Source organism: Mangrovimonas xylaniphaga (genome assembly GCF_001280435.1).
Taxonomy (GTDB): domain Bacteria; phylum Bacteroidota; class Bacteroidia; order Flavobacteriales; family Flavobacteriaceae; genus Mangrovimonas_A; species Mangrovimonas_A xylaniphaga.
Window position 1 is genome coordinate 281,778 of record NZ_LBIP01000018.1, and the last position, 15,802, is coordinate 297,579.

13 protein-coding genes are annotated in these 15,802 nt (G+C 37.7%); 6 read left to right on the top strand and 7 right to left on the bottom strand.

Annotated elements, in window-relative coordinates:
- Position 1: 1 nt before the first annotated feature.
- From ZA06_RS12315 to tsaD, 5 genes are read right to left on the bottom strand one after another with little or no spacing between them, the layout of a single operon-like run.
- Positions 2–1,090 carry an AI-2E family transporter gene (locus tag ZA06_RS12315; RefSeq protein ID WP_053977772.1) on the bottom strand — a complete coding sequence of 363 codons (1,089 nt, stop codon included), beginning with the start codon at positions 1,088–1,090 and terminating at the stop codon, positions 2–4.
- 23 nt (positions 1,091–1,113) lie between these two features.
- Positions 1,114–1,617: a TrmH family RNA methyltransferase gene (locus ZA06_RS12320; protein WP_053977773.1), complete on the bottom strand. Its 504-nt coding sequence runs from the start codon at positions 1,615–1,617 to the stop codon at positions 1,114–1,116.
- 12 nt (positions 1,618–1,629) lie between these two features.
- Positions 1,630–2,271, bottom strand: coding sequence for a DUF4159 domain-containing protein (locus ZA06_RS12325; RefSeq protein WP_053978083.1), 642 nt, complete (start codon positions 2,269–2,271; stop codon positions 1,630–1,632).
- A gap of 1 nt (position 2,272) precedes the next feature.
- Positions 2,273–2,977, bottom strand: coding sequence for a 16S rRNA (uracil(1498)-N(3))-methyltransferase (locus ZA06_RS12330; RefSeq protein WP_053977774.1), 705 nt, complete (start codon positions 2,975–2,977; stop codon positions 2,273–2,275).
- A gap of 3 nt (positions 2,978–2,980) precedes the next feature.
- Complete coding sequence (tsaD, locus tag ZA06_RS12335; protein WP_053977775.1) at positions 2,981–4,003, bottom strand: tRNA (adenosine(37)-N6)-threonylcarbamoyltransferase complex transferase subunit TsaD; 1,023 nt, start codon at positions 4,001–4,003, stop codon at positions 2,981–2,983.
- A gap of 126 nt (positions 4,004–4,129) precedes the next feature.
- Between tsaD and ZA06_RS12340 the strand changes: the two genes are divergently transcribed.
- The 4 genes from ZA06_RS12340 (at position 4,130) to ZA06_RS12355 (ending at position 11,612) form a co-directional block, all read left to right on the top strand.
- Positions 4,130–8,512: a translocation/assembly module TamB domain-containing protein gene (locus ZA06_RS12340; RefSeq protein WP_240472273.1), complete on the top strand. Its 4,383-nt coding sequence runs from the start codon at positions 4,130–4,132 to the stop codon at positions 8,510–8,512.
- A 141-nt stretch (positions 8,513–8,653) separates the two neighbouring features.
- Positions 8,654–9,640 (top strand): 6-phosphofructokinase, encoded by a 987-nt coding sequence (gene pfkA, locus ZA06_RS12345; protein ID WP_053977777.1) that lies wholly within the window; start codon positions 8,654–8,656, stop codon positions 9,638–9,640.
- Positions 9,641–9,655: 15 nt separating this feature from the next.
- Complete coding sequence (gene gap, locus ZA06_RS12350) at positions 9,656–10,657, top strand: type I glyceraldehyde-3-phosphate dehydrogenase (protein ID WP_053977778.1); 1,002 nt, start codon at positions 9,656–9,658, stop codon at positions 10,655–10,657.
- A gap of 85 nt (positions 10,658–10,742) precedes the next feature.
- Entirely contained in the window at positions 10,743–11,612 is an 870-nt protein-coding gene (locus ZA06_RS12355; protein ID WP_053977779.1) for an N-acetylglucosamine kinase, read from the top strand.
- Positions 11,613–11,661: 49 nt separating this feature from the next.
- Here the strand turns inward: ZA06_RS12355 and ZA06_RS12360 are convergent, their stop codons facing one another.
- Positions 11,662–12,702 (bottom strand): GMP reductase, encoded by a 1,041-nt coding sequence (locus ZA06_RS12360; RefSeq protein WP_053977780.1) that lies wholly within the window; start codon positions 12,700–12,702, stop codon positions 11,662–11,664.
- Between the two features lie 194 nt (positions 12,703–12,896).
- On the opposite strand from ZA06_RS12360, the gene ZA06_RS12365 reads away from it, so the two are divergent.
- Together ZA06_RS12365 and ZA06_RS12370 are read left to right on the top strand one after the other, a co-directional pair.
- Complete coding sequence (locus ZA06_RS12365) at positions 12,897–13,475, top strand: YdeI/OmpD-associated family protein (protein WP_053977781.1); 579 nt, start codon at positions 12,897–12,899, stop codon at positions 13,473–13,475.
- Positions 13,476–13,551: 76 nt separating this feature from the next.
- A complete protein-coding gene (locus ZA06_RS12370; RefSeq protein ID WP_053977782.1) occupies positions 13,552–15,336 on the top strand; it encodes a DUF885 domain-containing protein in 1,785 nt (594 codons plus the stop codon).
- 82 nt (positions 15,337–15,418) lie between these two features.
- Here the strand turns inward: ZA06_RS12370 and ZA06_RS12375 are convergent, their stop codons facing one another.
- A complete protein-coding gene (locus ZA06_RS12375) occupies positions 15,419–15,799 on the bottom strand; it encodes a RidA family protein (protein WP_053978084.1) in 381 nt (126 codons plus the stop codon).
- Positions 15,800–15,802: the final 3 nt, after the last annotated feature.

The following is a 15,802-nucleotide window of genomic DNA, read 5'->3' on the forward strand; positions in this document are numbered from 1 at the left end:
TTTAGAGATCTTTTGTGAGTCTTTGTACCAATTTTATATCGTACAAAAATTCCTTTAAAATAACTTTTAAGGCTGTATAGGCCGGCACGGCTACAACCATTCCAACGACTCCAAAAAGGATGCCAGCAATGATAATCACTAGGAAAATTTCTAATGGATGAGATTTTACACTTTTTGAAAAAATAAATGGTTGGCTTATAAAATTATCAATTAACTGGCCAACGGCAACCACGATGAGCACATAAAAAGTGGTTGGTAAAATGACAGTGCTCAAACCTCCGCCAAGATTGGAAGTCATAGAAAGTGTTACCATGATAACAGCGCCAATTAGCGGACCGATGTATGGTATCAAATTAATTAAAGCACACAGGAAAGCAATAACCACAGCGTTTTCAACGCCTACAATAAGCAGTCCTATTGTATAAATGAAAAATAGAATTGAAATCTGTATGATCAATCCAATAAAATAGCGAGATAATAAATCCTTGATTTTATCAAAGGATTTTTTCAAACGAGTTTCCTTGCTATCTGGAATAAATGAGAGTATACTATTCTCCAAAAGTTTACTATCCTTTAGGAAGAAAAATGAAATAAACAATACAGAAAAAAGCCCAATTCCAAAACTTCCAAAGCCACCAATAATAGCATTGATAAAATTTGGAATGGCCGCGAAATCAAGCTTTTCAATCAAATTGGAATACTTGAAGGATTCTTCCATATTGATATTATAAATGTGAAAATAATCAATGACTTGGATATAGAGACTTTCAATATTATCTTCTAGTTTTTTGATATCCAACAAAGCTAAATTATGACTCTGCTTTACAATTAAAGGAATGAACATCCCAATAAGCCCAACCAACAAGCCAACCAAAATTAGCATGGTAACAATTACGGCAGCAGTATTACCAAATTTAAGCCGCTTTCTTAAAAAGATGACTATTGGTCTTCCTACTAAAGACGTTACCCCTGCAATCACGATATAAGTGATTACCGATTGAATTTTGTATAAAAAGAATAGGATGAGTACAATGGCTAAGATAATGCCTAATGCCCTTAAAATTCCGTTTGCAATTACTTTTGAATCCATATCTGTAAATATAGAAAATTGGATTACATAATTTGCTTTGTAAGTTCATAGAGTGCCACACTTGTTGCTTGCACAACATTCATACTGCTGTTTTGTCCAAACATTTCAATGTGCAATATGTGGTCGCAGTTTTTTAGAATTTCTTCCGACACACCAAAATTCTCATCTCCAATTACCAAGGCTATAGGGGATTGGTCACTATAATTGAAGGTGTGTAAAGGAATACTATTAGAGGTAATTTCAAGCGCAATAATTTGAAATCCCTTCTGTTTTAGACCTAACACAACTTCCAATGTATTTTCTTCAATTTTGAACGAAACTACTTTTTCTGTAGCTCTTGCTGTTTTTGTCATTTTACGGCCCATAGGGATATCATTCCCACAAAAAATGAGTTGTTCCACTCCAAAGGCATCAGCGGTTCGGAACAAGCTTCCAATATTTGGTGCATTAGAAATATTGTCACAGACAATAGTGATTGGAAATTGCTTTTTAGTAAAATTGGAAGTGTAGTGGGTAAGTTGTGTCACTGTGGTGTGATATTAATGCTCAAAGGCATACTTTACTATATTGGCGCCCATTTTAAGAGCTTTTTCCCTAACATCTTGCGGGTCATTATGTACTTCGGTGTCTTCCCAACCATCACCTAAATCACTTTCATAGGTAAATAGTAATACCAATCTGTTTTCATAAAAAATGCCAAAAGCCTGTGGGCGTTTGCCATCGTGTTCATGAATTTTGGGAAGACCTTCGGGGAACTTGTAAGCGATATTGAAGATTTCGTGGGTTTTTGGGATTTCAACAAGTTCTAGGTCAGGAAATACTTTTTTTAGTTCCTTGGTAATATATGGACGAATACCATAATTGTCATCGATATGAAGAAATCCTCCTGACATTAAATAGTTCCGAAGGTTCTCGGCATCTTCGGGGCTGAAAAACACATTGCCATGCCCAGTCATATGTATCAACGGATATTGAAAAATATCGGTGCTACCTATCTCAACCGTTTCTGGTGTGCTGTTCATTTGGGTGTTGATGTTGGCATTACAGAAAGCAATAAGATTGGGTAAGGAGGTAGGATTTCCATACCAATCGCCACCGCCCTTATATTTGGCAACGGCCAAATTTTGAGCCGAAAAACATAATGGAAATAGGCAAATTACAAGGGCTAGGTACTTTTTCATATTATTCATTTGTAAAGGCAACCGAGTGACAGGCAACGATGGCCGCTGTTTCTGTTCTAAGTCGGGTGTTACCCAAAGTTACAGGAATAAAATCATTCTTAAGAGCCATTTCAATTTCTTTCACACTAAAATCTCCTTCGGGGCCAATTAAAATGGTGACTTCCGTATTTGGAATCAATTGTGATTTTAGAGATTTTTTATCCAATTCCTCGCAATGCGCAATAAATTTTTGTCCACTGAATTCCTGTTCGACAAAATCTTTAAAAGGAATAGCAGCTTCCAGTTGCGGCATATAATTGCTCAAGGACTGTTTCATGGCCGATTGTAAAATCTTTTCAAACCGTTCTGTTTTGATAACTTTCCTTTCGCTGTGTTCACAAATGATGGGGGTAATGGTATCGATGCCAATTTCGGTGGCCTTTTCCAAAAACCATTCATAGCGATCGTTCATTTTTGTGGGAGCTACCGCCAAATGGAGCTTGTAGTTTCGTTTTTCTTGAAAGGTTTTAGAGGTAATATTGGCACGACAGTGTTTTTGGTCTGCAAGCTCTATTTCAGCAGTAAACAGCCAGCCTTGTCCGTTAGTAATGTGCAATACATCTCCTTGGGATTTCCGAAGCACTTTTACGATATGCCGACTTTCTTCTTTATCAAAAGAAATTTGGGAGGAAGTTTCTAAAAGCTCTGGGTTGTAGAACAACTGCATAAATTAAATTTTTAAACGAGCTGTAGCGGTTACGTTAAAATCGGAAAAATCACCTTCCAAATATTTTAAATGTCCAACGATGGCAATCATGGCTGCATTGTCTGTAGTGTATTCAAATTTTGGGATATAGGTAGTCCATCCAAATTTTTTCTCACCATCCTTAAGTGCTTTTCGAATGCCCGAATTGGCAGACACTCCACCACCAATGGCGATGTGTTTGATACCTGTTTCTTTGCTGGCAAGTTTTAGTTTGTCCATTAAAATTCCGATAATAGTATATTGAATGGACGCGCAAATATCGTCCAGGTTTTGTGCTATAAAATCAGGATTGCTTTTGGTTTCCTTTTGAATGAAATACAAAATTGCCGTCTTTAATCCCGAAAAGCTAAAATTTAGCCCATCTACCTTCGGTTTTGTAAATTTAAATGCTTTTGGGTTTCCAACTTGAGCGCGTTTATCTATTTGTGGCCCGGCAGGATAGCCAAGCCCTAAAATCTTTCCGCTTTTATCGTAAGCTTCTCCCACGGCGTCATCGATGGTTTCACCAATTACTTCCATATCAAAATAGGAGTTCACCTTTACTATTTGTGTGTGACCTCCAGAAATGGTCATGGCCAAGAAAGGAAAAGGTGGTTTGTTGAAACCTTCTTCTTCAATATAATGTGCTAAAATATGAGCCGACATATGGTTGACGTCAATCAATGGAATATTAAGTCCATAAGCCAAAGATTTTGCAAAAGAGGTTCCTACCAAAAGTGAGCCCATAAGTCCAGGACCTCTTGTAAAGGCTATGGCACTTAACTGGGATTTATCTATATTGGCCTTTTTTAACGCTTGGTGCACCACCGGAACGATGTTTTGTTGGTGGGCCCTAGAGGCAAGTTCGGGGACAACGCCGCCATATTCTTCATGAATATTTTGACTGGCCACAACATTGCTCAAAATTTTTCCGTTCAGCATTACAGCCGCTGCCGTATCATCGCAAGAGGATTCTATAGCAAGTATGTAAATATTTTGTGAAGTCATTACTGAAAATTAGGCACAATAATTGTTAATTTTGGCTTCAAAGTTAAAACATTAATACGTATCAAAAAATTTTTAAAAATAGTATCAAAGCTCGTTGCAATAGTTTTACTGTTGTTTGTCATTTTGGTGCTAATACTTTCCATTCCAGCAATTCAGACCTCTTTGGGTAAATATGCTACCAAACGACTTAATGATGAGTTTGGAACGCATATTTCCATAGAAAGGGTTGGTTTGCAGTTTAATGGCGATGTGGAGCTGAAGCAGATTTATATTGAAGACTACAAGAAAGATACGTTGATTAGTGTTCAGGAACTGAATACCTCCATCCTTAATTATAGAAATTTATCTGAAGGGAAATTGGTGTTTGGAGATATAGATATCATGAATTTGGTGTTCAATATCAAAACTTATGAAGGGGAAAAACAGACCAATCTGGATGTTTTTGTAGCTCGTTTTGATGAGGACAACCCAGACAAGGTGAAAGGTAATTTCTTGATGTCCTCAAGTGATGTGTCTATTTATAATAGTGTGTTTAAATTTTCGGATGAAAACAAGGAGAATCCAAAGATTTTGGAGTTTAATGATTTAAACATTAACGCTACCAATTTTTTGATTGACGGAAGTAATGTAAGCACCCGAATCAACACCTTAAATTTCGTTGATAGTAGAGGGGTGAAAATCCAGAATATGATTACCGATTTTCAATACACGGTCAATTATATGAATTTTGATAATCTTCAGATTAAAACTACCAATTCCAATATAAAAGGATCCTTAAGGTTTGATTATTTGCGTGAGGATTTACAGTTTTTTACGGATAAAGTGGACATCACCGCCAAATTTGAAAATTCCGAAGTCCAGTTGGATGAGTTAAATACTTTTTACAACGAATTTGGTGAAAATCAACAGGCAAAATTCAATGTAGAAATTAGTGGAACCCTTAATGATTTAAACACCAATAACCTACGCTTAACGACCAGCCGTAGAAGCAAAATTTATGGTGATATCAATTTTAAAAACCTTTTCAATAATGAGGCCGGGACTTTTTCCATGGATGGAAAGTTTTCCAATCTTACTTCAAATTACTACGATTTAACAGGGTTGTTGCCTAATGTTTTGGGTAATTCCATTCCAACCGTTTTTTCCAAATTGGGAGATTTTACGATTACTGGTGATTCCTTTATAACGGCCACAACTATCGACGCCAAATTGAAAATGGATACAGAACTTGGACATGTATCCTCCGATTTGAATATGGAGCATTTGAATGATGTGGATAATGCGAAGTATGTGGGTAATGTGGTTTTTGAGGAATTCGATTTGGGGAAGCTTATAGAAAGAGAGGAAGTAGGAACCACTTCATTTAATCTTGATGTAGATGGAAAAGGTTTCTTGGTTAAGAACTTAAAAACACAAATTCAAGGGAAAGTATTTTCCTTGGTATTAAATAATTATGACTATCAAAATATTGATGTAGCTGGGCGTTTGGAGAGTGATGTGTTTAATGGAATTATTAATTCCAGCGATCCTAATTTTAAGTTTAGATTTGATGGTTTGGCAGATTTGTCCAAGGACATCAAAACCTTAGATTTTAAGGCAGATGTAGCGTATGCCAACTTGAAAGCCTTGAATTTTGTGCAAAAGGATAGTGTTTCCATTTTCAAGGGAAATGTAGTTATGTCCATGCAAGGTTCTAGTGTGGATGATGCCAGGGGAAGCCTAAGGTTTAAAAATACAACCTATATCAACCAGAGTAATGAGTTTTACTTTGAAGATTTTGACATAAAGTCCAGATTTGAGGAAAACAAACGAGTTATCAGGATCAATTCTCCCGATATTATTGAGGGTACTATAAGAGGTGATTTTAAGTTTAAGGATTTGGGCAAATTGGTGAGAAATTCGTTTGGAAGTCTGTATTCAAAATATGTTCCTAATGAAGTTAAGGGACATCAATACATCAATTTCAAATTCAATATATATAATAAAATTGTAGAGGCCTTTTTCCATAATGTGGAATTGGCAGAAAACACTTTTATAAAAGGACGTATAGAAAACAGTGAAAAAGGGTTTAAACTATCTTTTAGCTCTCCACAGATAAAGGTCTTTGATTATTTCGCCCAAAACGTCAATTTAACAGTTGATAATAGCAATCCTGTTTACAACACCTATGTAGAGTTGGATTCGCTGCATACAAAATATTATGACGTGTCAAGGTTTAGTTTGATTAACGTAACCCAAAACGACACCTTATTTATAAAGTCCAATTTTAGGGGAGGTGCCCATAATGGAGACGAATATGACTTGAGTATGTTCTATACCATCGACGAAATGGATAAGTCTGTTGTAGGTTTCCAAAAATCCAATGCTACATTTAAGGATTTTACTTGGCAGATCAACGAGAAGAAGGACACGCTTAATAAAATAGTCTTTGACCGTAAATTCAAGGAATTTAATTTCAAGAATTTGGTATTATCCAATTTAGATGAAGAAATTGAATTTTCTGGAGTTGTAAGAGATTCTACTTATAAGGATTTGAGTTTAAACTTCTCTGAAGTTGAATTAATGAAAATCACACCAAGGCTTGACAGTTTGCTTTTGGAGGGAATTGTTAATGGGAAATTGCAAGTTCTTCAGAAGCATGGTGTGTATTTACCGTCTTCAAGTATCACCATAGATAATTTTAAGGCAAATAACTACGATTTAGGAAATTTAAAGGCCGACATTGAAGGAAATCAATCCCTGACCAATTACAGTTTGGATCTTGTGTTGAAGAGTGACCGTTTAAGGTCATTGGAAGCCCATGGCGAGGTGGATGTTAGTGAGGCCAATTCCTATATAGATGTCAATATTGATTTTGATCGCTTTATATTGGATCCTTTGGCGCCTTTGGGAGCTGGAATCATTACCAATATTAGGGGGATGGTCTCGGGAGAGGCCCAAGTGTTGGGGAGTCTTAAAAAGCCGGATATTCGTGGGGATCTATATCTGGATAATGCAGGGATAACTATTCCATACCTAAATGTCGATTATAGTTTCGATTTCGATTCTAGGGTGACTTTGGAGCAGCAAAAGTTTATATTTCAGGACGTCGCGCTTACCGATTCAAAATACTTCTCTAGAGCTTACCTGAACGGATATATTTCCCATGTGAATTTTGATGATTGGATCCTGGGCTTGGAATTGGCAACGGATCGTCTATTGGTTTTGAATACAGACGACTCTGAAGAAGCTTTATATTATGGAACTGGGTTCGTGGAAGGAGAAGCCACTATTAAAGGTCCAGCCGATGAATTGGTGATAACCTTTGATGGTAGCACAGAAAAGGGAACGGTGTTTAAGGTGCCATTGAATGATTTGGAAACCTATGGAGATAATTCCTATATACATTTTTTAACGCCAGAAGAGAAGGAAGCCCGTTTAAAAGGGGAGGACTATGTAGCTCCGGAAGTGAAAGGGTTGGAGTTGGATTTTGATCTTATTGTAACGCCAGATGCCGATATTGAGATTGTGATCGATCGAAATTCGGGAAGCACCATTCAAGGTTCTGGTAACGGGAACTTACTGTTTGAAATCAATACCAATGGTAAGTTTAATATGTGGGGAGACTTTGCGGTTACAAAGGGAATTTACAATTTTGCCTATGGAGGCTTAATTCAAAAGGAGCTTGAAGTAGAACCCGGTGGAAATATTCTTTGGGAAGGTGACCCAATGAAGGCCCAAATTAACTTGACGGCCGTTTATAAAACACAAGCGAATCCTTCGGTGCTATTGGATAATCCTATTAATAGAAGTATTCCTGTGAATGTAGAAATTAGTCTACAGGGGCAGTTGGAACAACCAGAGCCGGAATTCAGCTTCAACTTCCCTAATGTGGGATCTACCATCAAGTCGGAGTTGGAATATCGTTTGGAAACAAAAGAGAGTCGTGAGTTCCAAGCTTTGAATTTATTGTCCTTTGGTGCCTTTGCTAGTGAAATTAGTTTGGGGCAACAGGCCTATGGAACAATTGCCGATCGTGTGAACAGTCTTTTCAATAGTCTTTTTGAAGATGAAGATGGCAAACTACAAATTGGTGTGAATTTACAACCGGGGGAAGTAACCCCAGATTATGCTACGGACGATCGTTTAGGGTTAACCTTGAGTACGCAGCTTAGTGACAAGGTGCTTATTAATGGAAAAGTAGGGGTGCCTATTGGTGGAGTGGAACAAAGTGTAATTGCAGGTGATGTAGAGATCCAGGTTTTGCTCAATGAAGAGGGAACTTTATCTGCAAAATTCTTCAATAGAGAGAACAGTATTCGCAATTTTGGAGAGGAAATTGGATATACCCAAGGAATGGGCTTGTCTTATAATGTAGAATTTGATACTTTTAAGGAATTGCTTCAAATCATCTTTACAGGAAAAAACAAAAAGAAAGTTTCAGAAAAGAAAGATGATACTAACGAAAATACAGCCGACGACAACTTCCCAGATTTTATTAACGTCAAAGAAAAAACGACCAACAAATAGCATATTTAGTACTAATTTCTTAGGTATTTAAATAAGTTATTAACGAAATCGTTTGAATTTTCGTACCAAAATAAAAATATCATAAATGGTCGTATTTATTGGTTATCTTTGTTATGTTGACTTTTCAAAACATAAAAATTAATGAGTAAAAGCATAAAAAAAATAGCCGTATTTACCTCGGGAGGAGATGCTCCTGGAATGAATGCCGCTATTCGATCGGTTGTGAGAACTTGTGCATACCACAACATTGAATCCATAGGTGTATACCGTGGATATGAAGGTATGATTGAAGGTGAATTTGTAGAAATGAATGCCCGTAGTGTTAAGGACATCATTAATAAGGGAGGAACCATTCTTAAGTCGGCACGTTCTGATAGGTTTAGAACACCAGAAGGTAGAAAGCAAGCCTACGAGCAATTGAAAAAGGCAGGAGTAGACGCTTTGGTTGCCATTGGTGGAGATGGAACCTTTACCGGAGCTATGATTTTTAGTAGCGAATTTGATATGCCAATCATGGGGATTCCTGGAACTATCGATAATGATATCTATGGAACTTCACATACCTTAGGTTACGATACAGCCTTGAATACAGGTGTAGATGCCATTGATAAAATTAGAGATACGGCCAGTTCACATAACAGATTGTTCTTTATTGAAGTTATGGGCCGCGATGTAGGGCACATTGCCTTAAACGTGGGTGTTGGAGCTGGAGCTGAGGAAATCTTGATTCCTGAGGAAGATTTAGGATTGGATCGTTTGTTGGAATCGCTAAGACGTAGCAAGCGTTCAGGAAAGACCTCTAGTATTGTAATTGTAGCCGAAGGTGATAAAATAGGAAAGAACGTTTTTGAACTTAGGGATTACGTAGAGGAAAACCTAGGTGAATATGAAGTACGTGTATCTGTACTTGGTCATATGCAGCGTGGTGGCTCACCATCTTGTTTCGATCGTGTATTGGCAAGTAGAATGGGAGTGAAAGCTGTAGAAAGCCTTATGGAAGGAAAAACCAACTTTATGGTCGGGTTATTGGATGATAAAATGGCACTAACACCATTGGATCAAGCCATCAAAGGCCAATCAAAAATAAATTTAGAATTACTTCGTGTGTCAGATATCATGACCACATAACATTAAATTAAGATTATGTCAAAGTTAAAATTAGGAATCAACGGATTCGGGAGAATTGGAAGAATAGTATTTAGAGCTACTATCAACAGACCGGATGTTGAAGTAGTAGCCATCAACGACTTATTGGATGTAGATCACTTGGCGTATTTGTTAAAATATGACTCTGTTCACGGAAAATTTGATGGAACTGTAGAGGTTAAGGATGGACATTTGGTTGTTAACGGTAAAACTGTTAGAATCACTGCTGAAAAAGATGCTAAAGCTCTTAAATGGGATGAAGTAGGCGCAGAGATCGTAGCTGAATGTACAGGGATCTTCACTACTTTGGAAACTGCACAATACCATATTGAGGCTGGTGCTAAAAAGGTAGTTATTTCAGCTCCAAGTAAGGATGCTCCAATGTTTGTAATGGGAGTAAACCACACAGAGGCTAAAGCTTCAGATACTATTGTATCCAATGCATCTTGTACTACAAACTGTTTGGCGCCTGTAGCTAAAGTATTGAACGACAACTTCGGAATTGTTGAAGCTTTAATGACTACAGTTCACGCTACAACTGCTACACAATTAACAGTAGATGGTCCTTCTAGAAAGGATTATAGAGGTGGAAGAAGTGCTCTATTGAACATCATTCCTGCGTCTACAGGTGCTGCTAAAGCGGTAGGGAAGGTAATTCCAGAATTAAATGGAAAACTAACAGGTATGGCATTCCGTGTACCAACTGCTGATGTTTCTGTAGTTGATTTAACAGTGAAGTTGGAAAAAGAAACTTCTTTGGATGAAATCAAGAAAGCATTTAAAGCTGCTTCAGAAGGAGCTATGGAAGGTGTGTTAGGGTATACAGATGAGTTAGTAGTATCTCAAGATTTCGTAAGCGATGCACGTACAAGTATCTTTGATGCCGATGCAGCGATCGAATTGAACTCTACGTTCTTTAAAGTTGTGTCTTGGTATGACAACGAGTTTGGTTATTCAAACAAACTGATTGATTTAGCTTTACATGTAAGCAAATTATAATAACACTTTTTATACGAATAGAAGACCGCAGTATAAAATTTGGGAAACTAAATGGAATGCTACGGTCTTTTTTTATTTTATTCTTATGATTTTAATAGTTGATAGCGGTTCTACAAAGTGCGATTGGATGCCAGTTGATTTGGAAGGGAACCAACTTTCGGAAAAAATAAGAACCAAAGGTCTCAACCCTGCCATTTTGGAGCGCAATGAGCTTCGAGTAAGGATTTTGGAGAACGAGGAGCTTATGGCCTATAAAGACAAAGCTACACACTTGTACTTTTATGGTGCGGGTTGTGGGACTGAAAAACCAAAATTGGCGCTTCGCGATGTCTTAAAGGAAATATTTACATCTACACACATCGAGATTGAAGAAGATACCATGGCAGCCGTAAGGTCTACCATCAACCATGATGATGAGGCCGCAGTGGTATGTATTATGGGAACAGGATCCAATTGTAGTTATTACGATGGGAATAAGCTGCACCAAAGGGTAGTATCTCTAGGTTATTCATTAATGGATGAAGCCAGTGGAAATTACTACGGAAAGGAGCTTATTAAAGATTATTATTACAAGCATATGCCTTCTTCATTAAGAGTGGCATTTGACCATAAATATAATATGGAAGCAGACCATATTAAATACAATCTTTACAAGCAACCCAACCCTAATGCCTATTTGGCAACCTTCGCAGAGTTTATGATTTTGAACAAGGAATCCGTATATATGCACGATTTAATTGTAAGAGGTTTTAAATCTTTTGCAAAAAATATGATCATGCAGTTTAAGGATGAATTGAAAAGTGTTCCGGTACATTTTGCGGGATCGATATCGTTTTTCACTCAAGAGCACATTAAGGAAGTAGCCACAGAAATGGGCTTTACCGTTGGTAACTTTGTGAGAAGACCAATTGAAGGATTGGTAGATTATCACGTTAAAGCATTGAAACATGTATAAATCAATATACATCAATAAAAAAGCCTTGAAGATTCTTCAAGGCTTTTTTTTATCCATTGTAAACTTGGTTTTCTTGTTCGGCAACCCTAATGAAAGTGGTGCGCTTGGTTAATTCCTTTAGTCTTTGGGCACCTACATAAGTACAAGTACTGCGTAAGCCTCCCAAAATGTCCTGCAATGTCGTATCTACAGGACCTCGATAAGGAACTTCCACGGTTTTACCTTCACTGGCACGGTATTCAGCAACACCTCCTACGTGTTTTTCCATGGCTGTTGAAGAGCTCATCCCGTAGAATTGTTTGTATTGTTTGCCATCACGCTCCAAAAGTTGTCCGCCACTTTCATCATGACCAGCAAGCATACCGCCAAGCATTACAAAATCGGCAGCGGCACCAAAAGCTTTGGCAACATCTCCCGGTGTGGCACACCCACCATCACTAATTATTTGACCTCCCAAACCATGGGCCGCATCCGCGCATTCAATAATGGCCGATAATTGGGGATATCCCACACCTGTTTTCACTCTAGTAGTGCACACACTTCCAGGGCCTATACCTACTTTAATAATGTCGGCACCCGCCAAAAGAAGTTCTTCAACCATTTCACCTGTCACAACATTTCCAGCAATAATAACTTTGTGTGGATAAGCTTCTCTAGTCCGTTTTACAAAATGAACAAAGTGTTCTGAATAACCATTGGCAACATCAATACAAATAAACTTTATTTGGGGATTTTGGCTGAAAACGGCGTGCAAACGCTCGGTGTCTTTTTTGCCTGTACCTGTACTAAGGGCTATGTAATCTTCGATACCACTAGGTGCTGAGTTCAAGAAATTGGTCCATTCTGAAGGGGAGTAGTGTTTGTGAATAGCTGTAAAAAGCTGTTTTTTATACAAAGCCAAGGCCATTTCAAAAGTACCAACGGTATCCATGTTGGCCGCCATAATAGGAACGCCTTCCCAAGAAATTTTACTATTCAAAAAGGTAAATTCTCGTTCCAGATTCACTTGGGACCTACTTTTAAGGGTGGACCTTTTGGGTCTGATCATAACATCCTTAAAACCGAGTTTTAAATCTTGTTCTATACGCATGGAATGATAATTTGGTTATTCCTAAAAATACAAGTTTGTTTTGTAAACGGTGTATTTTGTAGATATATAGTTGTCAACAATTGAAGATTTATGAGGATGTAATTCAGACGTTTTTTTTATAAAATTCCAAGAGAAACTAGATATGCAAGTCATTAGGGAATAAATTTCTAAATTGGCCTTAAAATTTAAAAGAAATGAATCCCAAAGTAGATGCATTTTTAAGCCAATCCTCAAAATGGCAAAAGGAATTTGAAGTTTTAAGGAACATTGTTGCTGAATGTGGCATGACGGAGGAATTAAAATGGGGGAAACCTTGTTATTCCATAAACGGAAAAAATGTGGTCTTGATTCATGGTTTTAAGGACTATTGTGCCCTTTTATTCCATAAAGGAGCTCTGTTAAAAGACCCTGAAGGTATTTTGGTGCAGCAAACCAAAAACGTGCAAGCTGCAAGGCAATTACGTTTTACAAGCCTTCAAGAAATTAGGGACTTGTCGGCTACCATAAAGGCTTATGTTTTTGAGGCTATCGAAGTGGAACGGGTTGGTTTGGAAATTAAAATGAAACCAACTTCGGAATTTATCATGGTAGAAGAATTTCAAGATGTTTTGGCTTCCAATCCCAGCCTGAAAACTGCTTTTGAAAGCCTGACCCCCGGAAGACAACGCGCATACTTGTTATTCTTTTCAAGTGCTAAACAATCCAAGACTCGAAGCTCTAGAATTGAAAAATGCATTCCAAAAATGTTAGAAGGAAAAGGGTTGAATGATTAAGTGTTTTTTTAACTGGCTGATAAAGATCTTCAAACTTCACTTATTTTAATATCTTAGAGGACAAAACAAATAATCAATGAAGAAAATTATTATCTGCTGTGCTGTGTTTCTGGCTCTGCAAGGATGTAAAAAGGAGACGGGTTCCCCTGCGGTTAAAGATGATTCAACAAGTACTGTTTTTTCCAAATTGTTGAAGGATTTTAACCAAGAGAAACTGGTATTGGATCCACTGTTAGCTACACAGGCGGGAGACAACCGTTACAATGATCAGTTTCCCAATTATCTTTCGGAAGCCCATAAAGCAAAGGAAAAGGCATTTTATGAAAAATATAAAGCTGCTTTTGGTGATATTGCTGATTCCTTGCTGAGTCCATCAGAGCAAATGAGTAAAGCAGTTTTGTTGTGGGATTGCAATATTAAATTGGAGGCTTTAGGTTTTAAGAAAGATTTAATGCCTATAGACCAAATGTGGTCTTTGAATTTGGATTTCAATCAATTGGCCAGCGGTTCTACGGCCCAACCATTTAAAACTATTGAAGATTACGAAAACTGGTTAAAGCGCGTGGATGGCTATTTAACTTGGCTTGCGACAGCAAAATCCAACATGCAGCAAGGGATGACGGCAGGTTATGTACTGCCAAAAGCATTGATTGTAAAGGTAATTCCTCAGTTTGAATCCTTGGCAAATGGTCCAGCAGAAGCACATTTGTTCTATGGCCCGATTAACTTGATGCCTGAGGATTTTGATCAAGCTTCGAAAGATCGTCTTACTTCAGAATATCAGGCAATGATTAATGACAAGGTGATTCCTGCATATAGCGATATGGCAAAGTTTCTTAAAGACTCCTATTTGCCTGCTGGCCGAGAGAGTAGTGGTATTGCTGCAACACCGCTCGACACAGCTTATTACAATCATCAAATAAAGTTCTACACTACTACCAATTTAACCGCTGAGGAGATTCATCAAATTGGTTTAAATGAAGTTGCCCGTATCCGAAAGGAAATGGAAAAAATCAAGGAGCAAGTTGGTTTTAAAGGTGATTTGAATGCGTTTTTTGACTTTGTAAGAACGGATAAGGCTTTAATGCCTTTTACCGAGCGTTCACAGGTGATTGCTTTTTATGACAGTATCCACAATGTGATGAAACCTCAATTGAATAAGTTGTTTGGGAAGCAGCCCAAAACACCATTTGAAGTTAGACGAACAGAGCCTTTTAGGGAAAAATCGGCGGCCGCCAATTATAGCTCGGGATCTTTGGATGGTACCCGTCCGGGAATTTTTTATACACCAATTCCAAATGTGACAGAGTACAATATTTTTGATAAGGAGGATTTGTTTTTGCATGAAGCTATTCCTGGTCACCATTTCCAGATTTCCTTGGCACAGGAAAATGAAGAACTACCTGATTTTAGAAGAACCTTGTGGTATAGTGCTTTTGGAGAAGGTTGGGCGCTTTATGCTGAGTCTATGGGGACGGAGCTAGGGTTGTATAAGGATCCTTATCAATATTTGGGAATGTTGGGAGCTGAAATACATAGAGCCATTCGGTTGGTGGTTGATACTGGGATTCACGCAAAAGGGTGGACTAGGGAAGAAGCCATAGCATATTCCTTGCAGAATGAAGCGAAATCCGAATCTAAGATTATTAGTGAAATAGAACGTTATATGGCTAATCCGGGACAAGCCCTGTCGTATAAAATTGGACAGTTAAAAATCATTGAATTACGTGAAAAGAGCCAAAAGACTTTGGGTGATAACTTCGATATCAAAGCATTTCATGACCAAGTATTGGAAACAGGTTGCGTGCCTTTGGAATTATTGGAACAAAAAATAAATGCTTGGATAGCTTCTTATGAATAAGTCAAGTTGCTAAGCTTATATTTACTAGACAAAAAGGCTCAATAAATAATTATTGGGCCTTTTTTATTTTGTATTTTAATCCTTATTTAACTGCAATCATACTGATTTCCACATTCACTGCCTTTGGTAATTTTGCTACCTGAACAGTTTCTCTTGCAGGAGCTGTAGCTTCATCAAAATAAGCACCGTAAACCTCATTTATCTTTGAGAAATTATCCATATCGCTAATGAAGATGGAAGATTTAATTACATTCTCAAAGCTCATGTCGGCTGCTTCCAGAACGGCCTTAAGGTTTTCCATCACTTGTTTTGTTTCGGTTTGGATATCATCCATCACCAATTCCATAGTGTCTGGATTTAGGGCAATTTGCCCAGAAGTGTAAAGGGTGTTTCCCGTTAACACGGCTTGGTTATAAGGGCCAATTGGCGCAGGGGCTTTAGGAGTGTTGATGATTGTTTTCATGAT